The sequence below is a fragment of the Leucobacter sp. L43 genome, assembly GCF_016597785.1.
Taxonomy (GTDB): domain Bacteria; phylum Actinomycetota; class Actinomycetes; order Actinomycetales; family Microbacteriaceae; genus Leucobacter; species Leucobacter alluvii.
The window spans coordinates 198,578-224,333 of record NZ_JAENJG010000001.1; the positions used below are offsets into that span (position 1 = coordinate 198,578).

Annotated in this window: 23 protein-coding genes; 13 read left to right on the top strand and 10 right to left on the bottom strand. The window is 66.8% G+C overall.

Going from position 1 to position 25,756, the window contains the following annotated elements; genetic code table 11:
- Positions 1–117: 117 nt before the first annotated feature.
- The 3 genes from JE033_RS00920 to JE033_RS00930 all read left to right on the top strand — a co-directional run bounded on the left by JE033_RS00920 (position 118) and on the right by JE033_RS00930 (position 1,947).
- Complete coding sequence (locus JE033_RS00920; protein ID WP_200328840.1) at positions 118–753, top strand: helix-turn-helix domain-containing protein; 636 nt, start codon at positions 118–120, stop codon at positions 751–753.
- Positions 750–1,421, top strand: a complete 672-nt coding sequence (locus tag JE033_RS00925) for an RES domain-containing protein (protein ID WP_200328842.1) — start codon at positions 750–752, stop codon at positions 1,419–1,421. Before JE033_RS00920 ends, JE033_RS00925 begins: the two co-directional genes overlap by 4 nt.
- A 100-nt stretch (positions 1,422–1,521) precedes the next feature.
- A complete protein-coding gene (locus JE033_RS00930; RefSeq protein ID WP_200328844.1) occupies positions 1,522–1,947 on the top strand; it encodes a VOC family protein in 426 nt (141 codons plus the stop codon).
- Here the strand turns inward: JE033_RS00930 and JE033_RS00935 are convergent.
- Both JE033_RS00935 and uvrB read right to left on the bottom strand, forming a co-directional pair.
- The gene (locus JE033_RS00935; RefSeq protein WP_200328846.1) at positions 1,899–2,690 is read right to left on the bottom strand and encodes an AraC family transcriptional regulator; all 792 of its coding nucleotides are present in this window, start codon (positions 2,688–2,690) and stop codon (positions 1,899–1,901) included. The two genes, JE033_RS00930 and JE033_RS00935, sit on opposite strands and share 49 nt — an antisense overlap.
- Before the next feature lie 5 nt (positions 2,691–2,695).
- On the bottom strand, positions 2,696–4,786 hold the full coding sequence (gene uvrB, locus JE033_RS00940; protein ID WP_200328848.1) for an excinuclease ABC subunit UvrB: 2,091 nt from the start codon (positions 4,784–4,786) through the stop codon (positions 2,696–2,698).
- 101 nt (positions 4,787–4,887) lie between these two features.
- Between uvrB and JE033_RS00945 the strand changes: the two genes are divergently transcribed.
- Complete coding sequence (locus tag JE033_RS00945; protein WP_176698324.1) at positions 4,888–6,024, top strand: serine hydrolase; 1,137 nt, start codon at positions 4,888–4,890, stop codon at positions 6,022–6,024.
- On the opposite strand, the gene JE033_RS00950 is transcribed toward JE033_RS00945, so the two are convergent.
- From JE033_RS00950 to ileS, 5 genes are all read right to left on the bottom strand, one after another.
- On the bottom strand, positions 6,025–7,218 hold the full coding sequence (locus tag JE033_RS00950; RefSeq protein WP_200328850.1) for a winged helix-turn-helix domain-containing protein: 1,194 nt from the start codon (positions 7,216–7,218) through the stop codon (positions 6,025–6,027).
- A 146-nt stretch (positions 7,219–7,364) separates the two neighbouring features.
- Complete coding sequence (gene ndk / locus JE033_RS00955; protein ID WP_200328852.1) at positions 7,365–7,781, bottom strand: nucleoside-diphosphate kinase; 417 nt, start codon at positions 7,779–7,781, stop codon at positions 7,365–7,367.
- A gap of 78 nt (positions 7,782–7,859) precedes the next feature.
- Positions 7,860–8,342, bottom strand: coding sequence for a DUF4233 domain-containing protein (locus JE033_RS00960; RefSeq protein ID WP_336662038.1), 483 nt, complete (start codon positions 8,340–8,342; stop codon positions 7,860–7,862).
- Complete coding sequence (locus tag JE033_RS00965) at positions 8,339–9,679, bottom strand: folylpolyglutamate synthase/dihydrofolate synthase family protein (protein ID WP_200328856.1); 1,341 nt, start codon at positions 9,677–9,679, stop codon at positions 8,339–8,341. Before JE033_RS00965 ends, JE033_RS00960 begins: the two co-directional genes overlap by 4 nt.
- A complete protein-coding gene (gene ileS, locus JE033_RS00970) occupies positions 9,676–13,071 on the bottom strand; it encodes an isoleucine--tRNA ligase (RefSeq protein WP_200328858.1) in 3,396 nt (1,131 codons plus the stop codon). The genes JE033_RS00965 and ileS overlap by 4 nt, the downstream gene beginning before the upstream one ends.
- A 681-nt stretch (positions 13,072–13,752) precedes the next feature.
- On the opposite strand from ileS, the gene JE033_RS00975 reads away from it, so the two are divergent.
- The 9 genes from JE033_RS00975 (at position 13,753) to JE033_RS01015 (ending at position 22,889) form a co-directional block, all read left to right on the top strand.
- On the top strand, positions 13,753–15,129 hold the full coding sequence (locus JE033_RS00975) for a glycine betaine/L-proline ABC transporter ATP-binding protein (protein WP_370567877.1): 1,377 nt from the start codon (positions 13,753–13,755) through the stop codon (positions 15,127–15,129).
- Complete coding sequence (locus JE033_RS00980) at positions 15,129–16,034, top strand: proline/glycine betaine ABC transporter permease (protein ID WP_090148919.1); 906 nt, start codon at positions 15,129–15,131, stop codon at positions 16,032–16,034. The genes JE033_RS00975 and JE033_RS00980 overlap by 1 nt, the downstream gene beginning before the upstream one ends.
- Positions 16,035–16,108: 74 nt before the next feature.
- Complete coding sequence (locus JE033_RS00985) at positions 16,109–17,020, top strand: glycine betaine ABC transporter substrate-binding protein (protein WP_200328860.1); 912 nt, start codon at positions 16,109–16,111, stop codon at positions 17,018–17,020.
- A 125-nt stretch (positions 17,021–17,145) separates the two neighbouring features.
- Positions 17,146–18,036 carry a glycine betaine ABC transporter substrate-binding protein gene (locus JE033_RS00990; RefSeq protein WP_200328862.1) on the top strand — a complete coding sequence of 297 codons (891 nt, stop codon included), beginning with the start codon at positions 17,146–17,148 and terminating at the stop codon, positions 18,034–18,036.
- An 85-nt stretch (positions 18,037–18,121) separates the two neighbouring features.
- A complete protein-coding gene (locus JE033_RS00995; protein ID WP_200328864.1) occupies positions 18,122–18,604 on the top strand; it encodes a GyrI-like domain-containing protein in 483 nt (160 codons plus the stop codon).
- A gap of 130 nt (positions 18,605–18,734) precedes the next feature.
- A complete protein-coding gene (valS, locus tag JE033_RS01000; RefSeq protein ID WP_200328866.1) occupies positions 18,735–21,329 on the top strand; it encodes a valine--tRNA ligase in 2,595 nt (864 codons plus the stop codon).
- Between the two features lie 2 nt (positions 21,330–21,331).
- Positions 21,332–21,628: a Fe-S oxidoreductase gene (locus JE033_RS01005; RefSeq protein ID WP_090148905.1), complete on the top strand. Its 297-nt coding sequence runs from the start codon at positions 21,332–21,334 to the stop codon at positions 21,626–21,628.
- A gap of 8 nt (positions 21,629–21,636) precedes the next feature.
- Positions 21,637–22,296, top strand: coding sequence for a hypothetical protein (locus JE033_RS01010; protein WP_200328868.1), 660 nt, complete (start codon positions 21,637–21,639; stop codon positions 22,294–22,296).
- Between the two features lie 2 nt (positions 22,297–22,298).
- On the top strand, positions 22,299–22,889 hold the full coding sequence (locus JE033_RS01015) for a histidine phosphatase family protein (protein WP_370567878.1): 591 nt from the start codon (positions 22,299–22,301) through the stop codon (positions 22,887–22,889).
- A gap of 63 nt (positions 22,890–22,952) precedes the next feature.
- Here JE033_RS01015 and clpX read toward each other — a convergent pair whose 3' ends face one another.
- From clpX to JE033_RS01030, 3 genes are all read right to left on the bottom strand, one after another.
- Positions 22,953–24,224, bottom strand: coding sequence for an ATP-dependent Clp protease ATP-binding subunit ClpX (gene clpX, locus JE033_RS01020; RefSeq protein ID WP_090148894.1), 1,272 nt, complete (start codon positions 24,222–24,224; stop codon positions 22,953–22,955).
- Positions 24,225–24,339: 115 nt separating this feature from the next.
- Positions 24,340–25,011: an ATP-dependent Clp protease proteolytic subunit gene (locus JE033_RS01025; RefSeq protein ID WP_090148892.1), complete on the bottom strand. Its 672-nt coding sequence runs from the start codon at positions 25,009–25,011 to the stop codon at positions 24,340–24,342.
- Positions 25,012–25,038: 27 nt separating this feature from the next.
- Positions 25,039–25,719, bottom strand: coding sequence for an ATP-dependent Clp protease proteolytic subunit (locus JE033_RS01030; protein ID WP_255536937.1), 681 nt, complete (start codon positions 25,717–25,719; stop codon positions 25,039–25,041).
- Positions 25,720–25,756 lie beyond the last annotated feature (37 nt).

A 25,756-nucleotide genomic window follows, 5' to 3' on the forward strand; every position in this document is an offset into this window, starting at 1 on the left:
CCCATTCTATCCGCTCCTGCGTCCGAATTCGAACATACCTACGATGCTTTCGCCAGGAGCGCACCGATCGACGGCATTATCGGTTACTATTGTCGTAAGCACATGCAAGGAGTACTCATGTCGATCGCGCATCTCAGCCCGTCCCCGATCAGCGCGGCGTCGCGCGCGGGCGACCCCACTCGGAAGCGTCTGATCGATCTCGTGGCTCACCTCGATTCATCGCGGATGGATTCAGCGGAAGCGCTTCTCTCGGGGCTGCTCGCGCATCAGCAGGCGGGAACTCGGGCGCTCACGGAGACGGAGGTCTCGGCGCTCGCTCGTTTCGGGGTGTCTGAAGATGCGTTGCGTCGACCGGACGCACTGGAGGCGACGACACAGGGGCTCATGGCAGACCAGTCGTTGGCCGCTCGGAGCGCGACCGTGGCGGAGGCTGCGGACATGCTCGGCGTCACTCCGGCTCGGGTGCGTCAACGCTGCGCTGCTGGCACCCTCCTCGCGCAGCGACGCAGCGACGGGTGGCATCTCCCCCGCTTCCAGTTCCCCGAGGATCGTGAGCTGCCGGGGTGGGCATCGGTCGCGCTGGTGATCCCGCGCGGCACCCCTCTGCTGTTCGCCGAACGTGTATTGACTTCGCCCGCCCCCGCGCTGCTGAGTGATGGTGAAGAACTCGCACCCTTCGAATGGCTGGCGCAGGGCGGAGATCCTCAGGTCGCGGCGACGGCGGTGGACGACGCACTGCATCGGCTCCCGTGAGCGAGTACCTGCCGCCGCCCCGAGCGGACGCACTCCCCGACCTCGCGCGGGATCCCGGATGGGTGCGAGAGGTTCCCAGCGGCACAGCGCTGGCGCGCATTTTCACAGCGGGCGGACGCTATCCGGTCGCGTGGCACGAGTTCCGCACGTACGGACCGGTCGATGCACGTTTCGATCCGCATCCCGAGCCGCCTGCTGAGTATGCGGATTCCGGCGTGCTCTACGCCGCGCTCGAACTGCCCGGCGCTGCACGAGAATCTGCTTCACCACTCGCTGCGTGTCTCCTGGAGGTGTTTCAGTCCACCCGAATCGTGCGCCGCTCCGACGGAACACCCACACTCGCCATCTTCGAGACGTCGAGGACGTTGCGCCTCCTCGACCTGAGCGATAGCGACTGGGTCGCGGTGGCGGGCGGCAACGCGGCGATCTCGTCGGGAGACCGCATGGCGTCCCGCGCCTGGGCGCGGGCGATTCGCACCCGGTATCCCAGCCTCGACGGCGTGGTCTCCGCGTCGTCCGTCGTTCCCAGTGCGCGCGTCGTCGCGCTCTGGTCGCCGGCGGAGGACGCGCTGCCGCGCCATCCGATCGCCCAGCTGCGTCTGGATCGAGACGAACTCACCGGCGTGATCGACCGGATCGCAGCGCGGTACGGCTATGTGGTCGTGTGAAGCCCCGTCGTGGCGCGGCGCCTCCCCCGGTGTCACGACGGCTTGCCGCGTGTCCGATTCATACAAGACGGGGATCGCGCCCTCCGCGTAACCTGAGCCCATGACACTGAATTTTGATTTCATCGGCATCGTCACCGCGGATCTGGGGCGTTCTCTCGACTTCTATCGTTCGCTGGGGGTCCCGATTCCAGAAGGGCTGGATGACGCGCCTCATGTGGAGGTTCAGCTGCCCGGCGGCATGAAGCTCGCGTGGGACCCGGTGGCGACGATCGAGAGCTTCTCCCCCGGGTTCGAGCTCCCGGAGGGCGAGAACCGCATCGCCTTTGCGTGCAGTGCGGCGTCACCGGCCGAGGTGGACTCCGCCTACGCCGAGATCGTCGAGCGGCACCCCGCTGCGGCGGACACGGAGCCGTGGGACGCACCGTGGGGGCAGCGGTACGCCACCGTGCGGGATCCCGACGGCAACTCCGTCGACATCTACGCACCGCTCCCGACGGCCCCGGCAGACGACTCCGCGACAGCCTGAATCGAGCGTGCGTATCGGGAGGGCGACTCGCCGGTCAGTCGTGAGAACTCCCTCGTGAAGTGGGCTTGATCGCTGTAGCCCGCCTCAACCGCGACTTCGGCGAGCGTATCGCCGGCCTGCAACCGGGCGCGGGCGCGTTGTCCTCGACGTACGCGGCGCAGCGCCGCGTACCCGTATCCGAACTCGCTGATCATGCTCCGGTGCAGCTGTCGTTCCGATCGTCCGAGCCGACGGGCGAGGGGGCCGAACGCCTCCTCCCGATCGGCTGCGCGAATCACGGTGCGCGTCCAGAGGGGCGGCGAGCCGCCGGCGTCGCCCTCGGTGTCGATCGAGGTCATCAGGGTCTCGATGTAGGTGCGGTCGTGCATCAGGTGCCGAGCGGCCGACACTGTGCCAGCTGCGAGTGCGCGCAGCACTCCGGCAGTGCGATGGGCTGCCGCACGTTCGACGGCGTCCTCCGCGAGCACCAGCTCGTCGCGGAGTGCTCGGAGCGGGCGTTGAAACGCCGTCGCGGCGGTCCCGGGGGCGAAGCGCATGCCCACAGTTGGACCCGCCAGTTCGACGGGGCTCCGCAGCCAGGTCGTCGAAGGGCCGGCGATGAGGAGTGCATCTCCCCGCAGCACGAAGTCGGCGCAGCCGTCAGCGGGAACGATCGTGGACGCCGGCTCCGAGTGCTCGTGCGGCGTCGGCGGCTCGACCCGCCATACGACGCCGAGCCCCTGAACCGCCCATTCCGAGTACATCGACGTTACAGGTGTCCCGCTTGGTCCATGCTGCGGAGTTCGCGCTTGATCTCCGAGAGCTCGTCGCGCAGTCGCGCGGCGAGCTCGAACTTCAGCTCCTCGGCCGCGGCCAGCATCTGGTCGGTGAGGTCGCTGATGAGCTCTTCGAGCTTCGCAGCGCCCTCGCCCGCGATCGCTCCGGCGCGCGCTGCCGACTTGCTCTTGCCGCGCTGCGGCGATGGACTCTTTCGCTGCGCGTGTGCACCGGAACGCGAGAGGATGTCTTCGGTGTCGGCCGCTTCGCGATTGAGCATCGCTGTGATGTCGCCGATCTTCTTGCGCAGCGGTTGCGGGTCGAGGCCGCGTTCGGTGTTGTAGGCGACCTGAATCTCGCGACGACGGTTCGTCTCATCGATGGCCTCGCGCATCGAGCGCGTAATCGTGTCTGCGTACATGTGCACCTGGCCCGAGACGTTGCGCGCGGCGCGGCCGATCGTCTGAATGAGCGAGGTACTCGATCGCAGGAACCCCTCTTTGTCGGCGTCGAGGATCGATACGAGCGACACCTCGGGCAAGTCGAGCCCCTCTCGAAGAAGGTTGATGCCGATGAGCACGTCGTACACGCCCGCGCGCAGCTCCGTCAGGAGCTCGACGCGTCGCAGCGTATCGACATCCGAGTGCAGGTAGCGAACCCTGACACCGGCCTCTTCCATGAAGGTCGTCAGCTGCTCGGCCATCTTCTTCGTGAGCGTTGTGACGAGCACTCGCTCATCGCGCTCGGCGCGCACGCGCACCTCTTCGAGCAGATCGTCGATCTGACCTTCGCTCGGTTTGATCACGATCTCGGGATCGATGAGTCCGGTCGGGCGGATGATCTGCTCGACGACGCCGTCTGCGCGCTCCAGCTCGTACTTTCCCGGGGTCGCTGAGAGGTAGACGGTCTGACCGACCCGTTCCTTGAACTCGCTGAACTTCAGCGGCCGGTTGTCGAGTGCGCTGGGCAACCGGAACCCATGGTCGACGAGGGTGCGCTTTCGTGACGCGTCGCCCTCGAACATCGCTCCGATCTGCGGCACGGTCACGTGGGACTCGTCGATGACGACGAGGAAGTCGTCGGGAAAGTAGTCGAGCAGGCAGTGCGGCGCCTCGCCCGGTCGCCGTCCGTCCATGTGCATCGAGTAATTCTCAATGCCGGAGCAGAAACCGATCTGCTCCATCATCTCGAGGTCGAAGGTCGTGCGCATGCGCAGTCGCTGCTCCTCCACGAGCTTGTTCTGCTGTTTGAGTTCGCGCGTACGACTCTCGAGTTCGTTCGTGATCTGGCCCATCGCCCGGTTCATCACGTCGCGACTGGCAACGTAGTGCGACCCGGGGAACACGGAGATCGTCTCCACCTGCTTGATCACCTCGCCTGTCAGCGGGTGCAGGTAGTACAGTGCCTCGATCTCATCGCCGAAGAACTCGATGCGCACCGCGAGCTCTTCGTACATCGGGATGATCTCGACCGTGTCGCCCCGGACACGGAAGTTGCCGCGCACGAACTCGATGTCGTTGCGCTGGTACTGCATGTCGACGAATCGGCGCAGGAGCACATCGCGGTCGAGCCGATCGCCCACCGCGAGCGGCACCATCGCCTCGTAGTATTCCTCAGGCTTGCCCAAGCCGTAGATGCATGAGACGGTCGACACGACGATGGTGTCGCGCCTGCTGAGCAGGGCATTCGTCGTCGAGTGACGGAGCCGCTCGACCTCTGCGTTCACCGAGGAGTCTTTTTCGATGAACGTATCGGTCTGCGGCACGTAGGCCTCAGGCTGGTAATAGTCGTAATAACTGACGAAGTACTCGACGGCGTTGTGCGGAAAGAGCTCTCGAAGCTCGCTGGCCAACTGGGCGGCGAGGGTCTTGTTGTGCGCGAGCACGAGCGTCGGGCGCTGCACCGCTTCGATCAACCAGGCCGTCGTCGCGGACTTACCGGTGCCCGTCGCGCCGAGCAGGACCACATCGGTCTCGCCGGCGTTGATGCGACGCGTCAGATCTTCGATCGCGCCGGGCTGATCACCGCTCGGCTCATAGTCGCTGACCACTTCGAATGGGCGGACGCTACGGGTGGGTTCCATGTCTTCGAGAGTACTCGGGACCACCGACATTCATGATTCCGCGTCGAGAGGGTTGCGCGTCCGCTCTGGTGCGACCATCTCTCGTGTGTTTCACTTGCCGCATGAGTACGCGCGCGAGGTGGGGCCTGAGCGCAGTTCTGCTGAGCGGATTCCTGGTGGCGGGCTGCGCGCCGCTCGCTGCTGACGCGAAGCACGGCGAGGATGCCCCGCATGCCTCCGGTGATGCCGAGACGTTCGCGTCAGCCGTCGATGCGGCACTCGCCGGGAGTGGTGTTCCTGGGGGTGCGATCGTCGTAACGGGCTCCGACGGCGGCAATGCGTTCGAGTACGCCTTCGGCAGAGCAGCGGAGGGTCGCGACGTCACACTGCAGACACCGTTCGCGTATCGCAGCATGACGAAGTCGTTCGTGGGGACGGTCGTCCTCCAGCTCGCCGACGAGGGCGTCCTCTCGCTCTCCGACCCGGTGAGTCTGTACGTGGACGGCGTGCCGAACGGCGATGAGATCACGATCGAGCAGCTCGGAACGATGCGCAGCGGGGTCGCGAACTACTCGGGCTCCCCTCGACTCACCGACCTTCTCGTCGTCGATCCGGCGCGAGAGCCCGCTGTGACCGAGCTCCTGGATCTCGCGTTCCCGGATTCTCCCGAATTCGCCCCAGGCGCTGCGTACGAGTACTCGAACACGAATACGCTGCTGCTCGGCGAGGTCATCACGTCTGCGACGGGACGACCATGGTACGACGAGGTCGACGACCGCCTGCTCGCCGCCCTCGATCTCGATTCCGTCACCGATGGTCTCAGCGACAGCGATCGCGATGCGGCCGGGTACCAACTCGCCGACGGCGCCGTCGTGGAGGAACTCCCGTGGGTCGCTCCCGGCTGGTTCGGGGCCGCCGGCGCACTGGCCGGAGACGTCGGGGATCTGGCCGTCTGGGGCCGTGCGCTGGGCACGGGCGCCGAGCTCGCTGCCGACACGCAGCAGTGGAGGCTCGACTCCTTCGGCGCGACGGACGATGACGCGCGCAGTCCGGAGTACGATGCGTACGGCTTCGCCATCGGCGAGATCGACGGCTGGGTCGGGCACACGGGCAACGGTCTCGGATTCCAGGGTCTCGTGATGCACGATCCCGATTCGGGGAGAACGGTCGCCCTGCTGATCAACGGCACCGGCGAGGACCCGGATCTCCCGGCCCACGTCTTCACAGAGATCCTGCCGGTCATCGATGACGCGCCCTGATCACTCGGCTGCTTCGAACCGCAGAGGCAGCTCCAGATTGCCCGCGCCGGACCAGCGCACCTCGGCAAGGCCCTGCCATGCCGCCGCCCGGGCGAGCAGCGCGCGTGCCGCGCTGCCCGTTCGAACTGGCGCGCGCGATTCCCGCCACGCGGCCTGCACGAGCAGCGCGCCGCCCGCGCGGTCCGCCTTCAGATCGAGGCGCCCGGCCATGCGCCCGCCCACCATGAGCGGAAGGCAGTAGTACCCGAACTGCCGCTGCTCTTTGGGGGTGTAGATCTCGATGCGGTAGTGGAAACCGAACATCCGCTCCGCGCGGGGCCGGTACCAGACCATGGGATCGAACGGCGTGAGCAGCGCATCGGGGGCGAGCCGCGAGGGCACGCTGGCGTCGCGGTGCACCCACGCCTCGGAGAACTCGCCGGCAGCGGAGGTCCACCCCTCGACCTGGACCGGGAGCAGTTCGCCCGCCTCGACGAGGTCTGCGACGGCCGCTCTCGCCGGCCCCAGCCGGAGCCGGTGATAGTCCGCGAAGTCGGCCAGCGTGCCGATGCCGAGGGAGCGGGCAGCGCGAGAGATGAGCTCGCGTTGAGCGTCTCCAACTGGAGCGCTGCCGAGATGCTGCTCCGGGAGCACGTGATCGGCGAGCGCATACCGGCGCTGGAAGCCCTCACGGCCCGCAGAAGCCACCTCGCCCCAGGCGAAGAGCGTTTCGACGGCGCGTTTCGTTTCGCTCCAGTCCCACCACGGCCCGCGATTCGCGCGCGGACCGTCCTCGAGGTCGCGTACGAACGAGGGGCCATCGCTCTTCAGCCGGGCCCGCACCCGGTCGAGCGCGGGCGCGAGCTCTGCCGCTCTGCCCGTCCGCTCGTCGCGAGCTCTGCGCTCGGCCATGCGCCAGCCGAAGAGCGGCCGATCCTGCACGGGAATGAACGCCGCCTCGTGGGCCCAGTACTCGGTGAACCGGCCGCTCTGCCACAGATGCCGATCGAGCGCCGTGGCGTCGTAGCTCCCATGACGGGAGAACACCGGAAGATAGTGGCTCCGTGCGAAGACATTGACCGAATCGATCTGCAGCACGTGCAAGCGCTCGAGGGCGGCGTCGAACGGGCGGCGTTTGCCGATGCGCGCGGTATTCGCGAAGCCTTGCGCGGCGAGCGCTATGCGCCGCGCCTCTCCAGCTGAGATTGAAAGCATGAGCGTACGCTACCGCGAGCCACGGACGCGCTGGATCGCTTCGTGCGCGGCCGGGACGCGTCCTGCGCAGAGGATCTCCGCACACGGCGACGCGGCCGCGGAGTGAACTCCCCCGCGACCGCGCACCGGCAATCTCGTGCCTGACCTCAGGCGAACCAGAGCGCGAGCTCGCGCGAGGCCGACTCCGGCGAATCGGAGCCGTGCACGAGGTTCTGCTGCACCTTCAGGCCCCAGTCGCGGCCGAGGTCGCCGCGGATCGTTCCCGGAGCCGCGGTCGTCGGATCGGTCGTGCCGGCGAGCGACCGGAAGCCCTCGATGACTCGCTCGCCCTGCGCACGAATCGCGACGGCCGGGCCCGAGGCCATGAATTCGAGCAACGGCTCGTAGAACGGCTTGCCCTCGTGCTCCGCGTAGTGCGCGGCGAGCAGTTCGCGATCGGGGGCGACGAGACGGAGATCCGCGAGGCGATAGCCCTTCGCCTCGATGCGCCGGATGATCTCGCCGGTGAGGCCGCGAGCGACACCGTCGGGCTTCACCAGGATCAGTGTTTCTTCAACCGACATACGTACTCCTCATGGGTCGGGGGCGGGAAAACTCGCAAGTGGCCGCGCAGATGCGCTCCGATCTGAGAGTGTATCGAATCAGGCGGCGCCGCCCTGTGCCGCCACCCAGGCCGCGCGGTCGCGGTCGATGCGCGCGCCGCGCACCATGCAGTAGACCCAGAGGGCGGTGAACAGCACGCTCACGATGAGCGACATCGGCAGGATGATCGCGGTGAGCAGCATCAAGACGTGCACGACCCATCCGACCAGGATGCCGAAACGGCCGCGCCGCATACCGACGAGGGCGATCAGGATCGCGACTCCGAGTCCACCGCCGAGGACGAGCCCCAGCTCCCGCGGTTCGAGCGCGCTCAGCCCGAAGATCGTCAGGCCGAAGAGCGCCACGATGAAGAGTTCGAAGCCCAAAACGATCGAGGCGAGGGCCTTCTGCGTCGATGTGGGTCCGCGCCGTGCCCCGGCGATGCGCATCGCGGAGTTGTGCGCGACGGTCTCCGAAGGAGAGAGGACGAGTTCCGGCTCGCCGTCGTCATCCGGCCGGCGTGATGCCTCAGCGCCGTTCACGCTGCGCCCCAGCCCTCGGAGCGGGCGAACTCGATGGCCTCGCCCGCGAGGAGCACTGAACCGACGACGAGTACTGCCCGTCCCTCGGCGCGCATCGCCCATCCTCGTGCTTCTTCGAGCGCCTCGGGGAGCGACTCGGCGATCTCGATCGGGGTGCCGGGGATCTCGTCCTCGGCGATCTGCTGGAGATCACCAGCCGGGATGCTCCGCGGCGAGTCGACGGGTGCGACGGTCACGCGATGCGCGATGGGCGCGAGCGTCGCCATCAGGCCGGAGACGTCCTTCTCCTCGAGGACGCCGACGACCAGGGCGAGCTCTGCGAAGGTGAAGGACTCAGACACCGCCGAGACGAGCGCCGCAGCACCGTGGGGGTTGTGCGCCGCATCCACATAGACGACGGGGTCGGTGCCGATGAGCTGCAGACGTCCGGGCGAGGTCAGCGATCCGAAGCCGTCGTCGAGCACTTCTTCCGGCAGCGGGCGACTCGCGCCGAAGAACGCCTCGGCCGCTGCGATCGCAAGTGCTGCATTCTCCGCCTGGTGGTGACCGAACAACGGTACGAAGATCGGATCGTACGACTGGCCGCTGAGACCGACGACATCGATCTGCCGGCCGCCGACCGCGAGACGATCGTCGACGAGCGCGAAGTCGCGCCCCAGCGCCGCAAGCGCCGCATCGTGCCGCTCCGCCGCTTCTGCGAGCTCGGCGAGCGCGTCGGGTTCCTGCGCCGCTGACACGACCACGGATCCGCTCTTGATGATGCCCGCCTTGGTGCGTGCGATCGTCGCGACGTCGGATCCCAGAATGCTCGTGTGGTCGAGGTCGATCGGGGTGAACACGGCGACGCGAGCATCCACGATGTTCGTCGCATCCCACTCGCCGCCCATGCCGACCTCGACGACCGCCACGTCGACCGGCGCGTCGGCGAAGACGGCGAAGGCGAGCACAGCGAGGGCCTCGAAGAACGTGATCCGACCGTGGCCGGCCTCGGCGAGTTCTGCATCGACGACTTCGAGCGGCACCTGCAATTCATCCCATGCCGCGGCGAGCACATCGCCGTCGACGGACTCGCCGTCGAGCTGGAACCGCTCGGTGAAATCGACGAGATGCGGACTGGTGAAGAGCCCCGTCCGCAGACCGTGCGCCCGCATCAACGACGCGATGGCGCGGCTGGTCGAGGTCTTCCCGTTCGTTCCCGCGACCTGGATGACGGGGAACGAGAGCTGCGGCGACCCCGCGAGTTCGGCGAGCCGCCGCACCGGGTCGATGCGCGGTCGCGGCTGCGCCTCTCCGACGCGCTCGAGCAGAGCGGCGTAGACGCGTTCCGCGCCGGTCATGCCACGACTCCCGCCTGCTGCGATGCCGCTTCCGTGGCATCGATGGTGATGACGATCGCCGCCTTCTCGGCGCCGATCGCCCGCGCTGCCGACACGTGAACGCCGTTGCCTGGCGAGGAGATATCGTCGGCGATCGCATCGATGCCGATGGCCTCCTGCACGGCGAACCCTTCAGCCAGCGTTTCGGCGGCGATGAGCGAGGAGTGCATCTGCAGTGCGGCGGCGTGCTCGGGCTCTGCGTTCAACGCCAGCACGATCCGATCGCTGACCTCGAGCCCGGCGTTCTTCCGCGCCTCCTGCACCGCACGGATCGCGTCACGAGCGATGCCCTCAGTCTCGAGTTCGGGGGTCAGCGTCGTGTCGAGCAGCGCAAAACCGCCCCCTGGCAGCAGGGTGAGCGCCGGACCGCCCTCGGCGTCGTCTCCCGCTCGAAGCGTGAGCTCGTACTCGTGCGGTTCGAGGGCGATACCGCCCGCGATGACGACTCCGCCGTCCTCGCTCCAATCGCCCGACTTCGCCGCCTTGATCGCCTGCTGCACCTGCTTGCCGAGACGGGGCCCAGCGGCGCGTGCGTTGACGGCGAGCGTCTGCACGATGCCGTGCTCCTGCGCGCTCGTCTCCGTCTGCTCGACGAGCGTGACCGATTTGACGTTCAGCTCTTCCCGGAGAATGTCCGCAAACGGGGCAACGGCGTCCGGGTGCTCGACCACGACCGTCAGCTCGGCGAGCGGGAGGCGGACGCGAAGGCCGCGGCTCTTGCGCAGAGCGAGGGTCTGGGAGGTGATCTGTCGCACTTCGTCCATCGCCTGCACCAGGGTGTCATCCGCGGGGAACTCGGCCGCCTCGGGCCAGTCCGCGAGGTGCACCGATCGGCCGCCGGTGAGCCCGCGCCACAGTTCTTCGGTGACGAGGGGCGCGAGAGGAGCCGCGACGCGCGCGACGGTTTCGAGCACGGTGAACAGCGTGTCGAAGGCCTGGCGATTCTCGCCCGCGCCCTGATCCCCGCCGGTCCCCGCCCAGAAGCGATCGCGCGAGCGGCGCACGTACCAGTTCGTGAGCACCTCTGCGAACCCTCGCAGGGCGTCGGCGGCGGAGGTGGTGTCGAGCGCGTCGAGATGGGCCTCGACATCTCGTACGAGCCGTCCGGTCTTGGCGAGGATGTAGCGGTCGAGCGGATCGACGGAGTCGGTGCGGCGCTCGGCCGTGACGCCGTCGGCGTTCGCGTAGAGCGAGAAGAAGTACCACGTGTTCCAGAGGGGCAGGATGAACTGTCGAACGCCCTCCCGGATTCCCTCCTCAGTCACGACGAGGTTGCCGCCGCGCACGACGGGCGAAGCCATGAGGAACCAGCGCATCGCGTCCGACCCGTCGCGATCGAAGACTTCGTTCACGTCGGGATAGTTGCGGAGCGACTTCGACATCTTGTTGCCGTCGGAGCCGAGCACGATGCCGTGGCTGATCACGTTCGTGAACGCCGGGCGGTCGAACAGCGCGGTCGCGAGCACATGCTGGACGTAGAACCATCCCCGCGTCTGGCCGATGTACTCGACGATGAAGTCCGCGGGCTGATGGGTCTCGAACCACTCCTGGTTCTCGAACGGGTAGTGGGCTTGGGCGAACGGCATCGATCCGGAGTCGAACCACACGTCGAGCACGTCCTCGATCCGGCGCATGGTGGAGCGCCCGGTCGGATCGTCGGGATTGGGGCGCGTGAGTCCGTCGATGTAGGGGCGGTGCAGGTCGATGTCGCCGGATTCGTTGCGGGGCAATGCTCCGAAGTCGGCTTCGAGTTCTGCGACGGAGCCGTACACGTCGACCCTCGGGTACTCCGGGTCATCGCTCTTCCACACCGGAATGGGGCTGCCCCAGTAGCGGTTGCGACTGATCGACCAGTCGCGCGCCCCCTCGAGCCATTTCCCGAACTGACCGTGCTTGACGTTCTCGGGCACCCAGGTGATCTGCTCGTTCGTCTCGAGCATGCGTTCCTTGATGTCGGTGACGCGCACGAACCAGCTGGACACCGCCTTGTAGATGAGCGGGTTGCGGCAGCGCCAGCAGTGCGGGTACGAGTGCTCGTAGCTCTGCTCGCGGAGCAGCCGCCCGCGCTCGCGCACCAGGCGGATCAATGGGCGGTTCGCGTCCATCCAGAGCTCACCGGCGACGTCGGTCACCGCGCTGATGAAGCGGCCCCCGGCATCGACGCTGACGATCGTCGGCATTCCCGCCGCCGTCGTGATCCGGTAGTCGTCCTCGCCGTACGCTGGCGACTGGTGCACGATGCCGGTGCCGTCGGTGGTCGAGACGTAGTCATCGACGAGGATCTGCCAGCAGTTCTCCGTGCCCCAGGTCTCGGCATCTGCGAAGTAGTCGAAGAGCGGGGCGTACGTCACACCCGAAAGGTCGGAACCGCTCACCGTGCGGGACACCGCGGAGACGGCATCCTCGATCGAGGCGTATCCCAGGTCCTTGGCATGCGCTCCGACCAGATCCTGCGCGAGCAGGTACTGCGCCGTTCCGGCCGCACCGCCGTCGCCGGCGCCGCCGGGTCCGGCGGGCACCACGGCGTAGTCGATGTCAGGCCCCACCGCGAGAGCGGCATTCGTCGGCAGCGTCCATGGAGTCGTCGTCCAGGCGAGGGCGCGAACGCCGGTCAGATCGAGCTGTGCCGCGCGGTCCCCCGAGAGCGGGAACGCGACGGTGACCGAGGGATCCTGGCGCATCTGATAGACATCGTCGTCCATGCGCAGCTCGTGGTTCGACAGCGGGGTCTCATCGCGCCAGCAATACGGAAGAATGCGCGAGCCTTCGTACGCGAGCCCGTCGTCGTAGAGCTTCTTGAACGCCCAGATGACACTTTCCATGTAGCTGAGATCGAGAGTCTTGTAGCCGTTCTCGAAGTCCACCCACCGGGCCTGACGCGTGACGTACTCCTCCCACTCGCGCGTGTACTGCAGCACAGAGGCGCGCGCCTTCCCGTTGAACGCCGCGACGCCCATCTCCTCGATCTCCGACTTCTCGGTGATGCCGAGCTGCTTCATCGCCTCGAGTTCAGCGGGGAGGCCGTGCGTGTCCCAACCGAAGCGTCGCTCCACCTTCTTGCCGCGCATCGTCTGGAATCGCGGGAAGACGTCCTTCGCGTACCCGGTCAGCAAGTGACCGTAGTGAGGCAGGCCGTTCGCGAACGGCGGTCCGTCGTTGAAGACCCATTCCGGTGCGCTCTCTCGCTGACGAATCGAGGCGCGGAACGTGTCGTCCGCCGCCCAGAAGTCGAGCACGCGTTGTTCGATCTCGGGAAGCCGCGGCGAAGCGGCGACGCCGAAGGCGGCACCCGCGTTCGGGTCTGCGGCTGATGCGGTGGACGGGGTTCCCGTGGGCTGCTGAGGGTACGGCATGGGTTCCTTCTCGGTTCCGGCGTGAGTGTTGTTGCCTGCGCCGGGACGAGGTCCGGATCGCTCTCCGTCACCCGCGGTACCACCCCGCTTGCCGCTCGCGGCTCCCGTCGGGAGACACGTCGACCACTTCATTGGGCGATGACGGGCCCGACCCGTTCGGTTCTACTGGGCGGCCCGCACCCTGTTACATCCGAGAGCGTCGAGCCGCTGTTCTTCCGAAGACTCCCCGATGATGGTCGGTTCGCAGTCGTTGAAGCCAGTCTAGCGCAGCGTTGGCCGGTCTTCACCATGCGACGAGGGGCCTCGGCGGCGGGCCGGAAGTGCGCCGTTGGTAACGAACGAGTAACGATGCGGTTAGTGATAAATACCAGATCAGCGCAGAGAATCACCTCGCCTGAGCGTCGCATGCACCCGGGCGCGCCTTGCACTCCATTGCACGACGTTGTTAGCGTCGTCTCAGCGTTGAGGGCGGCCGCGTGCCATTCTTCCTGATCCGCTCCGGGACATCCAGCGCCGAAATTCGGTGCCCCGGAGTGCGGGAAGTCGAGTGCGGCCCGATCCTCCGCAATACGAACTGGCCAATTGAGAGGCTGCCGGGCGACGCTTGCGCCGCGATCGCCGCGATCCCGCGAGTCGCCGGCGTGCCTCCGATTTCGTCGTGCCAAGAACGAGGAGTTTACAGTGACCAGTACAACGGAACAGCCCGGGGTTGCGGGCGAAGTGCGGCCGGGTGAGACCCCAGACACGGTGTCGCCCGCGATCGCGGTCTCCCACGCCTACAAGGTGTTCGGGCGACGCCCCAGAGAGGTCGTCAAGCGCCTCCGGAAGGGCGCAACGCGCGAAGAGGTCCGCGGGCAGGGCACCGCGGCTGTGATCGACACGAGCTTCAGCGTCAATCAAGGCGAGATCTTCGTGGTGATGGGGCTGTCGGGTTCCGGCAAGTCGACCCTGATCCGCATGCTCAACGGCCTGAATGACACGACTGACGGGTCGATCACGGTCTTCGGCACCGAGGTCGTCGGCCTGAGCGGACAAGAACTGCGCGAGTTGCGTCGCGACCGGATGTCGATGGTGTTCCAGCACTTCGCACTGCTCCCCCACCGCAGTGTCCTCGACAACGTCGCCTACGGTCTCGAGTTGCAGGGCGTTGCTCCAGCGGAGCGTCGAGAGCGAGCGCAGCACTGGCTCACGCGCGTCGGCCTGGGCGGCTGGGAGGAGCACTTGCCCGGTGAGCTCTCGGGCGGCATGCAGCAGCGCGTCGGCATCGCCCGCGCGTTCGCCGCTGACACCGACATCCTGCTCATGGATGAAGCGTTCTCAGCGCTCGACCCGCTGATTCGGCGAGAGATGCAGGAGCAGCTCGTCGAACTGCAGCAGGAGCTCAACAAGACGATCGTCTTCATCACGCACGACCTGAATGAGGCGATGTTCCTGGGCGACCGCATCGCCGTCATGCGCGATGGGAGGATCGTGCAGGTCGGAACGCCGAACGACATCCTCACCGACCCGGCCAACGATTACGTCGCCCAGTTCGTGCAGGACGTCGATCGCGCCCGGGTGCTCACCGCGGGAGACGTGATGGAGCCGCCCCGCGCCGTGGTCCCGGCGACCGCCGGCCCGCGCACCGCGCTGCGCACCATGCGCGATCTGCAGACGTCGGCGTGCTTCGTCACGTCCTCGTCGCGCAAGCTGCTCGGCGTCGTCCGCGATAAGGATGTGCTGCGCCAGGTCCGCGAAGGCGGTACCGACATCACGGAGCGCCTCCGGCCCACGCCCTCGATCGTGAAGCGCGATCAGTACATCTCCGAGCTCTTCGAGCTCGCAGTGGAGAGTCCGCTGCCCGTGGCTGTGACCGACGACCAGGATCGGCTCATCGGCGTCGTTCCGCGCGTCACGCTCCTCGCAGCACTGACCGACCTCCCGACTATGACGACGGAGATTCCGATCATCGAACCGACACCCACCGTGTCGGCGGCGATGATCTCAGAGACACTGGGCGATGCTCCGGAGAGCGCCGCCGGAGCCGGGTTCGCACCCGAGAATGAGGAGGTGCGCTGATGGACGACTTCCGCATTCCTCTCGGCGACTGGGTAGCCGATGGACTCAACTGGTTCAAGGCGACGTTCGACGGCTTCCTCGACGTGGTCACCCTGGTGATCAAGTTCCTCGTCGAGGGGCTGGCCGACGGACTGACGTCCGTTCCCTTCCCCGTCCTCATCATCGTGTTCGGGCTGATCGGCTGGCTGCTGCGCTCCTGGCAGCTCGCGGTCGGCACCGTCATCACGATGCTCCTCGTCGTCGGCATGGGCCAGTGGGAGAACGCGATGCTGACGCTCGCGCTCGTGCTCATCGCAGCCCTCATCGCCATTGTCGTCGCGATCCCGCTCGGCATCGCGGCAGCGCGGAGCGATACGTTCAGCGCGATCCTGAAGCCCGTGCTCGACTTCATGCAGACGATGCCGGCCTTCGTCTACCTGATCCCCGCCGTGATCTTCTTCAGCATCGGGTTCGTGCCGGGCGTCTTCGCAACGGTCCTGTTTTCGGTCGCTCCCGGCGTGAGGTTCACCGAACTCGGCATCCGCGGAGTCGACTCCGAGACGGTCGAGGCCGGCTACGCATTCGGAGCCGCACCGGGGAAGATCCTCCGAGGCATCCAGCTGCCGCTCGCGATGCCGACCATCATGGCCGGCATCAACCAGGTGATCATGCTCGCCCTCTCGATGGCCGTCGTCGCCGGTATGGCCGGCGCGAACGGACTCGGCAAGGAGGTCGTCGCAGCCATCTCGACCCTGAACATCGCGCAGGGCGTCGAGGCCGGCCTGAGCGTCGTGATCCTCGCCGTCTTCCTCGACCGCGTGACCGCGGCCCTCGGCAATCCCGGCGACTACAAGCACTCGTTGCTGGGCGGCATCCGCCGCCGCCGTGACGCGCGCCGCACGGGCGCGCTCGCCAAGGCTGCATGACGCACCGCACGTACCCCTCGCAACACACGTACCCCCACACCGTGCGCCCCGCGCACGAAACGAAAGGACGAAGTATGCAGAAGCGCACTCTCACCGGAATGTTGGCTCTGGGAGCCGCCGCAACCCTCGCCCTTGCAGGCTGCTCCGGCAATGGGTCCGGCAGCGGCTCCGACGGCGACGGCGGCGGCGAGAACGGCACCGTCACACTGGGCTACCTGCCGGGTTGGACGGACGGGCTCAGCACCGCCTACCTGCTCGAGGATCAGCTCGGCAAGATGGGCTACGACGTCGAGATGGAAGAGTTGACCGATGCGGGCGTGCTCTACGCAGGACTCGCCGGTGGAGACTTCGACATCTACCCCTCCGCATGGCCGGAGGTGACGCACGCCTCTTACATGGAGGAATTCGGCGACCAGATCGAGGATCTCGGCGGCTACTACGACGGCGCCGTGCTGACGCTCGCGGTGCCCGAGTACGTCGACATCGACTCCATCGAAGACCTCGCCGGTGAAGCGGATCGATTCGGCGGCGAGATCATCGGCATCGAGCCGGGCGCCGGGCTGACCGCGCAGACGCAGGACGTCGCGATGCCGGAGTACGGCCTGGACGGCGACTTCGAGCTCGTGACCTCCTCCACCGCGACCATGCTCGCGACGCTGCAGGACAAGATCGACAACGAAGAAGACGTCGTCGTGACGCTCTGGCGCCCGTTCTGGGCGAACGATGCCTTCCCGCTGAAGGATCTCGAGGACCCGAAGGGTGCGATGGGCGAGCCCGAGACCCTGCACTTCCTGGGGAAGAAGGGTCTCTCGGAGGAGTACCCCGAGGTCGCCGACTACATCGCCGACATCAAGCTCGACGACGTCGCCTACGGCGCGCTCGAGAGCATGGTCACCGGTGACGAGTACAAGGACGACCCCGAGGCGGCGGTCGATGCATGGCTCGAGGAGTACGGAGATGCGTACCCGGGTCTGATCACCAGCTGACCGATCCGTCGTTTCCCTTCGGGGAATCACGCAGTACGAAAGGAGCCCTTCCCGAAACACAGTTCCGGGAAGGGCTCCTTTTTTCATGCCGCACAGCGGCACCACGCTTTACGAAAGGACACCATTTGCATTTCCGCACCCTCACTTCTGCTCTCGCACTCACCGCAGCAGCCGCTCTGGCGCTCGCCGGATGTTCTGCCGAGGACGCCGCCGATGCCAGCGCAGACAGCATCACCATCGGCTACGTCCCCTCCTGGAGCGATGGCAAGACCAGCGGCTTCCTCCTCAAGGACCAGTTCGAAAAGCTCGGCTACGACGTCGAGATGCAGGAGCTCACTGAGGCAGCCGTGCTGTACACGAGTCTCGCGGAGGGCAGCATCGACGTCTTCTCGGGTGCTTGGACCGAGCGCACGCAGGCCGAGTACGTCGCGGGGCGGGAAGATGATTTCGAGGATCTCGGCACCTGGTACGACAACGGCACGATCACCCTCTCGGTGCCCGACTATGTCGATATCACGTCACTCGAAGAACTCGCGCCGAATGCCGATCGATTCGACGGGAAGATCATCGGCATCGAGCCGAGCGCGGGTCAGATGAAGCACACGGAGGAAGTCGGCATGCCTGCCTACGGACTCGACAGTGAGTTCTCCCTCGTGTCCTCGTCGACGGCGGCGATGCTCGCCTCGGTGAGCGACGCGGTCGAGACCGGCGACGACATCGTCGTGACGAGCTGGCGCCCGTTCTGGGCGAACGAGGTGTACGGCCTGCGCGACCTCGAAGACCCGAAGGGTGTCATGGGCACCCCCGAGGGCATTCATGTGCTCGCGACCCAGGGATTCACCGAGCGCTTTTCCGACGCGGCAGACTACGCCGCAGATTTCAAGCTGAACGACGAGGCCTTCAGCACGCTCGAGAACGCGATGACGAACGAATACGAGGTGGGTGAAGAGGCCGAGGCCGTCGACGCCTGGATCGACGAGCACCCCGACGCATTCCCCGGCCTGCTCGCCGAATAGAGAAATCAGGAGCGCCCGGCGCCGTTGCCGCGTAGGATCGGCGACGTCGGGCGCTTCCGGCTCGGCCTGTCATCGAGGAGAGACCATGAGCGATTCAGCCCTCGCACCCGAGATCGAATCCCGACCCGAAGTGCATCTGGCCGTCGTGCGGGAGACCGTTCCGTTCGACCGCATTCCCGAGCTCTACGACCGCGCGTACCCAGCGATCTTCCAGGCGTTGGCAGAGACAGGCGTGTCTCCGGCCGCCGCCCCGATGGGCGTGATGCACGGCTCCCCGGCGGCGGAGGGCCTCGACCTGTCGGTGGCCGTGCCGATCCCTCAGCCATACACCGGAACCGGCGGCGGGATCACGGCCGAGACGATTCCGGCCGCCCGCACCGCCACGATGCTGCTGCGCGGCGACTTCAGCGGACTGTCGGCCGCATATGAGCGTCTCTACGCCTGGATCAGCGAGCGGGGAGAGCAGCCGACCGGCATCGCGTGGGAGCAGTACCTCACCGAACCCGAGCCCGGCGGTGACCCTGCCCTCAACGAGACGCTGATCGGGGTGCAGCTCGCCGGTGACTGATGGCCGGTAAGCTGGATCCACACCATCAGGCACCAGCGCGGCGATGAGCTGCCGCGCGACCACGCGGTGCCGTCCACATCGAACCCCGATGCCGCAGCTGAGCGCGGTATCGAGAAGCGGAGCCCCACGCATGAGCGCGATTCCCGACAAGCCCGTACTCGAAGGCCTCGAAGCGAAATGGGGCCCGGTGTGGGAGGAAGCCGGCACGTACGCCTTCCCGCGAGCGCGCGCTTCCCGGGAGAACGTCTACAGCATCGACACGCCCCCGCCGACGGCGTCGGGATCGCTGCACGTGGGACACGTCTTCTCGTACACGCACACCGATACCATCGCGCGGTACCAGCGCATGCAGGGCAAGGCCGTCTTCTACCCGATGGGGTGGGACGACAACGGGCTGCCGACGGAGCGACGCGTGCAGAACTACTACGGCGTGCGCTGCGATCCGTCGCTGCCGTACGTCGAGGGATTCGTCCCTCCGCACGAAGGGGGCGACGGCAAGAGCATCAAGGCGGCGGATCAGCAGCCGATCTCCCGCCGCAACTTCATCGAGCTGTGCGAGCGCCTCACCGAGGAGGACGAGCAGCAGTTCGAGGCGCTCTGGCGCACGCTCGGGCTCTCCGTCGACTGGAAGCAGAGCTACCGAACAATCGGAGCCGAGTCGCTGCGCGCGTCCCAGCTCGCCTTCCTCCGCAACGTCCAGCGCGGCGAGGCCTACCAGGCCCAGGCGCCGACCCTGTGGGACGTGACGTTCCGCACGGCGGTCGCCCAGGCGGAGCTCGAGGATCGCGATCAGCCGAGCGCCTATCACACGCTCGCCTTCCACAAGTCGGACGGATCGGGCGACATCCTCATCGATACCACGCGTCCCGAACTGCTCGCAGCGTGCGTCGCGCTCGTCGCGCACCCCGACGATGAGCGCTTCCAGCCGCTCTTCGGCTCGACAGTGCGCACTCCCCTGTTCGACGTCGAGGTGCCGATCCTGGCCCACCATCTCGCGCAGAAGGACAAGGGCACCGGAATCGCGATGATCTGCACGTTCGGCGATGTGACCGATGTGGTCTGGTGGCGCGAACTCGACCTGCCGAATCGTGCCATCCTCGGATTCGACGGCCGCGTGATCTCTGAGGCGCCCGACGTCATCACGAGCGAGACCGGGCGTGCAGCCTACGCGGAGATCGCGGGCAAGACCGTGTTCAGTGCGAAGCAGATCGTCGTCGACTCGCTGCGCGCTTCCGGCGAGCTCGTCGGCGACATCCGCAAGATCACGCATCCCGTCAAGTTCTTCGAGAAGGGCGACAAGCCGCTCGAAATCGTTTCGACCCGCCAGTGGTACGTCGTGAACGGTGCTCGCGATGAGGCGCTCCGCGATCGCCTGCTCGCGCACGGGCGAGAGCTCGAGTGGCATCCCGACTTCATGCGCGTGCGCTACGAGAACTGGGTCGAGGGCCTCTCCGGTGATTGGCTGATCTCGCGTCAGCGCTTCTTCGGTGTCGCGATCCCGGTGTGGTACCCGCTCGACGCCGACGGCAATCCGGTCTTCGACGAGCCGATCCTGCCGAGTGAGGATCAGCTGCCCGTCGACCCGTCGAGTGACGTCCCCGCCGGGTACACGGCCGATCAGCGCGGAGTCGCAGGCGGGTTCCAGGGCGAGGTCGACGTGATGGACACGTGGGCGACCTCTTCGCTCACCCCGCAGCTCGCGGGCGGCTGGGAGCGCGACCCGGAGCTGTTCGATCTCGTGTACCCGTTCAGTCTCAGGCCGCAGGGTCAGGACATCATCCGGACGTGGTTGTTCTCGACGCTGCTGCGTTCGGAGCTCGAGTGCGGCCAGCTGCCGTGGCAGCACGCGGGCATCTCCGGGTGGATCCTGGATCCCGATCGGAAGAAGATGTCGAAGTCGAAGGGCAACGTGGTGACGCCCGCCGGCATGCTCGAGCAGCACGGGTCGGACGCCGTGCGCTACTGGGCGGCCTCGGCGAAGCTCGGCACGGATGCGGCGTTCGACCCGCAGAATCCGACGCAGATCAAGATCGGCCGTCGTCTGGCGATCAAGCTGCTGAACGCGGCGAAATTCACCCTCAGTTTCGACGACTCGGGCGCCGGGACCGTCACGGAAGCGCTCGACCGCGCCGTGCTCGCCGGACTCGCGGGAGTGATCGAGCAGGCGACGCGCGCATTCGAGAACTACGACCATGCCCGTGCACTCGAGCTGACCGAATCGTATTTCTGGACCTTCTGCGACGACTATCTCGAGCTCGTGAAGGAGCGCGCGCACAACGGTCAAGGCCAGTCGCAGGCGTCGGCAGTGACCGCCCTGCGCACCTCGCTCTCCGTGTTCGTGCGCCTGCTCGCGCCGTTCCTGCCGTATGCCACGGAGGAAGTGTGGTCGTGGTTCGGCGAAGGGTCTGTGCACCAGGCCGACTGGCCCGTGCCGGAGGAGGCCGCCTCGCTCGCCGGGGACGACTCCGACGCCGCATTGCTCGGCCTCGTCGGCGAGGCGCTCGTGGGCATCCGCGGAGCGAAGACGGCCGCAAAGGCTTCGCAGAAGACCCCGGTGTCGATCGCGGTCGTGCAGGCCCGGCAGCCCGATCTCGCCCGCCTCGAGTCGGCCTCGGCTGATCTCGCCGCAGTCGGAAAGATCGCCGAGCTTCGGATCGAGGCCGGCCCGGACGATCTGAGCGGAGTCACCGTCGCCGACATCCAGCTCGCACCAGTGGAGGCGTGACGATGCAGCTCGGGGCGCGCTGGCAGAGGGGCACTCCCCCGCACCGCAGCGTGCCCGAAGCGCTGCATGCCGCGATCGCCGAGCAGGAGAACGGGCATCCGGAGGCTGATTCGTGGACGCTGACCTGGCTCGAAGGCCGGCCGCGCTGCGAGCTCGATGACCTCGTGTTCGTCGCGCTCGACGTGGTCGGTCGCGTGCGCACCGGGCCCGTGAGCGGGAGCGGCGAGCCGGGGCTCGCGGAGGAGCGTCTGGCCCACAGCGCAGACGACGACGCCGACGATGATGACTGGCTGAGTTGAGGAGTTCGATGTTTCGCGGAGACGACCTGGTCGGGCGCCGATTCGGCGCAAGCATGGCGGTGGCAGTCATCGCCCTCATGGGGCTGAGCGCCTGTGCTCCCGAGCCTGCGGCGGACGGCGGTGCGCGCGGCGACGGATCGTCGTCGGCGTCCGCCTCGGCCTCCGCGGAGGCGGACGCCGACTCCTCCGGGTCTGACGAGAGTGCGACTGCCGGTGAGGACGCCGGGGCGGACGATGAAGCGGGCAGCGATGCATCGAGCGTCGGCGAGGGCGACCGCAAAGCGAACGGCGCCGCCTCCGGGAGCAGCGAGGGCGGATGGCCGCAGCAGGGCGATCCGCAGGACACGTCGAAATCGACGACGCTCCCCGCGTCATTCCCGGTGGCCGATTTCGTCGTGCCCGACGGCGCCCGCATCGACGATGCCGGTGAGCGATCGGCGAGCGAATGGTATCTCGTGCTCACCGCTGAGGACCGGGCTGCCGCTGATGCGCTGTGGCAGTCGATCGTCAGCGCGAGCGGGTTCGCCGAATCGGAGCGATCCGAGACCGGTGATGGCGGCGTCGCCGCCACACTCACACACGGCACGCTGAGCGTCACCGCTCTGCAGATCCCCCAGAAGAACGGGTCCGTACTGCTGAGCTTCGATATCACCGCAGTGGGCGGTTGAGCGTGCGCATCGCTCTCATCCGGCACGGGCAGACCGACTGGAATCTCTCCGGTCGCATGCAGGGTCGCACCGACATTCCGCTGAACGCCACCGGCCGAGAGCAGGCCAGCGTCCTCGCCGAGCGACTCTCACGAGCAGGCGGGTGGGACGCGGTCGTGACGAGTCCGCTGCTCCGAGCTCGGCAGACGGCTGAGATCCTCGCCGAGCGGCTCGGTCTCGAGGCGGTGACGTGCGAGGGGCTCGTCGAGCGCTCCTTCGGCGATGCGGAAGGCTTGTCGCACAGTGTCGCCCTCGAGCACTGGCCGTCGCGCCAGTACCCGAGCATGGAGGGTCATGACGAGGTCGCTGAGCGGGGGGTATCGGCGCTCGACCGCATCGCCGATCAGTTTCGGAACGGCCGCGTCATCGCTGTGACGCACGGTTCGTTCATCCGGCATCTGCTCGCGGACATTTCCGGGCTGCCGGCAGATGAGGTGCCCCGGGCCGAGAATCTCGCCATCTCCGAGGTCGAGCGCGACGAGTCAGGAACGTGGCACGTGCGTTCCATCGCAGGCCGCGCCTGGGAGCCTGGCGAGGGCATTCGCCGCGCTTGACGTCGCGTACCGCAGGAGTCGTGCCGCGGGCGCGCCCGAGCTCTCAACAGAGAGGCCGATGACTTACGCGCTCTCGCGGCCTCCACGGGCCTGCAGCACGCGCGGCGCAGCTTCCCCGTTCACCGATTCCCGGGTCACGATGACCTTCGTGATGTCACCGTCGGAAGGCACCTCGAACATGACGGGCCCGAGGATCCCTTCGAGGATCGCACGGAGCCCACGAGCGCCGGTCTTGCGTTCGACGGCGAGTTCAGCGATGGCTTCAAGCGCGGCATCCTCGAACTCGAGACTCACGCCGTCGAGTTCGAACATGCGCTGGTACTGCTTCACGAGTGCATTCTTCGGCTCGGTGAGAATGCGCGTCAGCGCTTCGACGTCGAGCGGATCGACCGTCGCTACGATCGGCAGGCGTCCGATGAACTCGGGAATGAGACCGAACTTATGCAGATCTTCAGGTTGCACCTGAGCGAAGAGCTGATCGTCGTTGCGCTTGCTCGATACCGGCGCACCGAACCCGATGCCGCCCTTGCCGAGGCGAGACCCGACGATCTCCTCGAGACCGGCGAATGCGCCGGCGACGATGAAGAGCACGTTCGTGGTGTCGAGTTGGATGAACTCCTGATTCGGGTGCTTGCGCCCGCCCTGCGGAGGAATCGATGCGACCGTGCCCTCCAGGATCTTGAGGAGCGCCTGCTGCACGCCTTCGCCCGAGACATCGCGCGTGATCGAGGGGTTCTCGGCTTTACGAGAGATCTTGTCGATCTCATCGATGTAGATGATGCCCATCTCTGCGCGCGCGACATCGAAATCGGCTGCCTGCAGAAGCTTCAGGAGGATGTTTTCGACGTCTTCGCCGACGTACCCCGCTTCGGTGAGGGCCGTGGCGTCAGCAACCGCGAACGGCACACCGAGCTGTCGTGCCAGCGACTGCGCGAGATACGTCTTGCCGCACCCGGTCGGGCCGATGAGCAGAATATTCGACTTCGCGATCTCCACCTGCTCCGAGGCGACCTCAGCGCTCGCGAGCGACGAGAGCGCGCGCACACGCTTGTAGTGGTTGTACACCGCAACGGCGAGTGACTGCTTGGCCCGGTCCTGCCCGATGACGTACTGGTCGAGGAAGTCGGCGATCTCACGAGGCTTGTGCAGAGTGAAGTCGGAGGTCTCCCCCGTCTGGTGCTCCGCGAGGCGCTCCTCGATGATCTCATTGCAGAGCGCCACGCACTCATCGCAGATGTAGATCTGCGGGCCGGCGATGAGCTGCTGCACTTGCTTCTGCGACTTGCCGCAGAAGGAGCACTTGAGCAGCTCGCTGCTTTCGCCGATCTTCGCCATGCGGAGCTCCTTCACCTAACTCGGTCTGATCCGATGCCTTCGAGACTAGCGGGAGCCTCAGACATTGATGGGCGGCGCGCCGGAGCCCCGGGGTCGCCCCCGAGGCTCCGTGTGACTACTTCGCGATGACCGGCTGCGGGTTCTTCCGACTCGTCAGCACCTGGTCGACGAGCCCGTATTCGAACGCCTCCTGTGCGCTGAGAATCTTATCGCGATCGATGTCGCGATTCACCTCTTCGATGCTGCGCTTGGAGTGCTTCGACAGCGTCTCCTCGAGCCATTCGCGCATCCGCAGGATCTCGCGGGCCTGGATCTCGATGTCCGAGGCCTGGCCGTGGCCGCCCTGACCGCTGGATGGCTGGTGGATCAGCACGCGCGCGTTGGGCAGCGCGAGCCGCTTCCCCGGGGTTCCACCGGCGAGCAGCACCGCCGCAGCCGACGCCGCCTGGCCGAGGCACACCGTCTGCACGTGCGGGCGAATGTACTGCATCGTGTCGTAGATCGCCGTCATGGCGGTGAAGGAGCCGCCCGGCGAGTTGATGTACATGGTGATGTCCCGCTCAGGGTCCTGGCTCTCGAGCACCAGGAGCTGGGCCATGACGTCGTCGGCTGACGCATCGTCGACCTGCACGCCGAGGAAGATGATGCGATCCTCGAAGAGCTTGGCGTACGGATCCTGACGCTTGTAGCCGTAGGCCGTGCGCTCTTCGAAGGTCGGGAGCACGTAGCGCGCATCGGGCATCTGCAGGCTCGATCCGCCGGACTGGGGCATGTATGGAGTATTCATCGAGTGAGTTGCTTCCTGTCCGTCACGTTAGTTACTGGTGCCGCCGCCGCCGATGACATCGGTGGCTGAATCGCGGATGAAGTCGATGAAGCCGTACTCGAGCGCCTCATCTGCGGTGAACCAGCGATCGCGGTCGCCGTCCTCATTGATCTGCTCCAGCGTCTTCCCGGTCTGCGCCGCGGTGATCTCGGCGAGGCGGTTCTTCATCGAGGTGATGAGCTGCGCCTGGGTCTGGATGTCGCTCGCCGTGCCGCCGAATCCGCCGTGCGGCTGGTGCAGCAGCACGCGGGCGTTCGGGGTGATGTAGCGCTTGCCCCTGGTGCCGGCGGTGAGCAGGAACTGGCCCATCGACGCGGCCATGCCGATGCCGACGGTGACGATGTCATTCGGAACGAATGACATCGTGTCGTAGATCGCCATGCCCGCGGTGATCGAGCCGCCGGGAGAGTTGATGTAGAGGTAGATGTCGGCCTTGGGATCCTCTGCAGCCAGCAGCAGGATCTTGGCGCAGATCTCATTCGCGTTGTCGTCACGGACTTCGGAACCGAGCCAGATGATACGGTCCTTCAGCAGTCGTTCGAACACGCTGTTCGGTGGCGTCTGTTCAGCCATGCGGCGCTCCATTCGTTGTTGCTTGGTTCGAGCGTACCGAGTCGTTCGCGCCTCGTGAGCCGTGTTCGCCGTGGGCGCATGGCCGCCGATACGCAACGATCCCCCGCCTCGAAGTTCGAGGCAGGGGATCGCG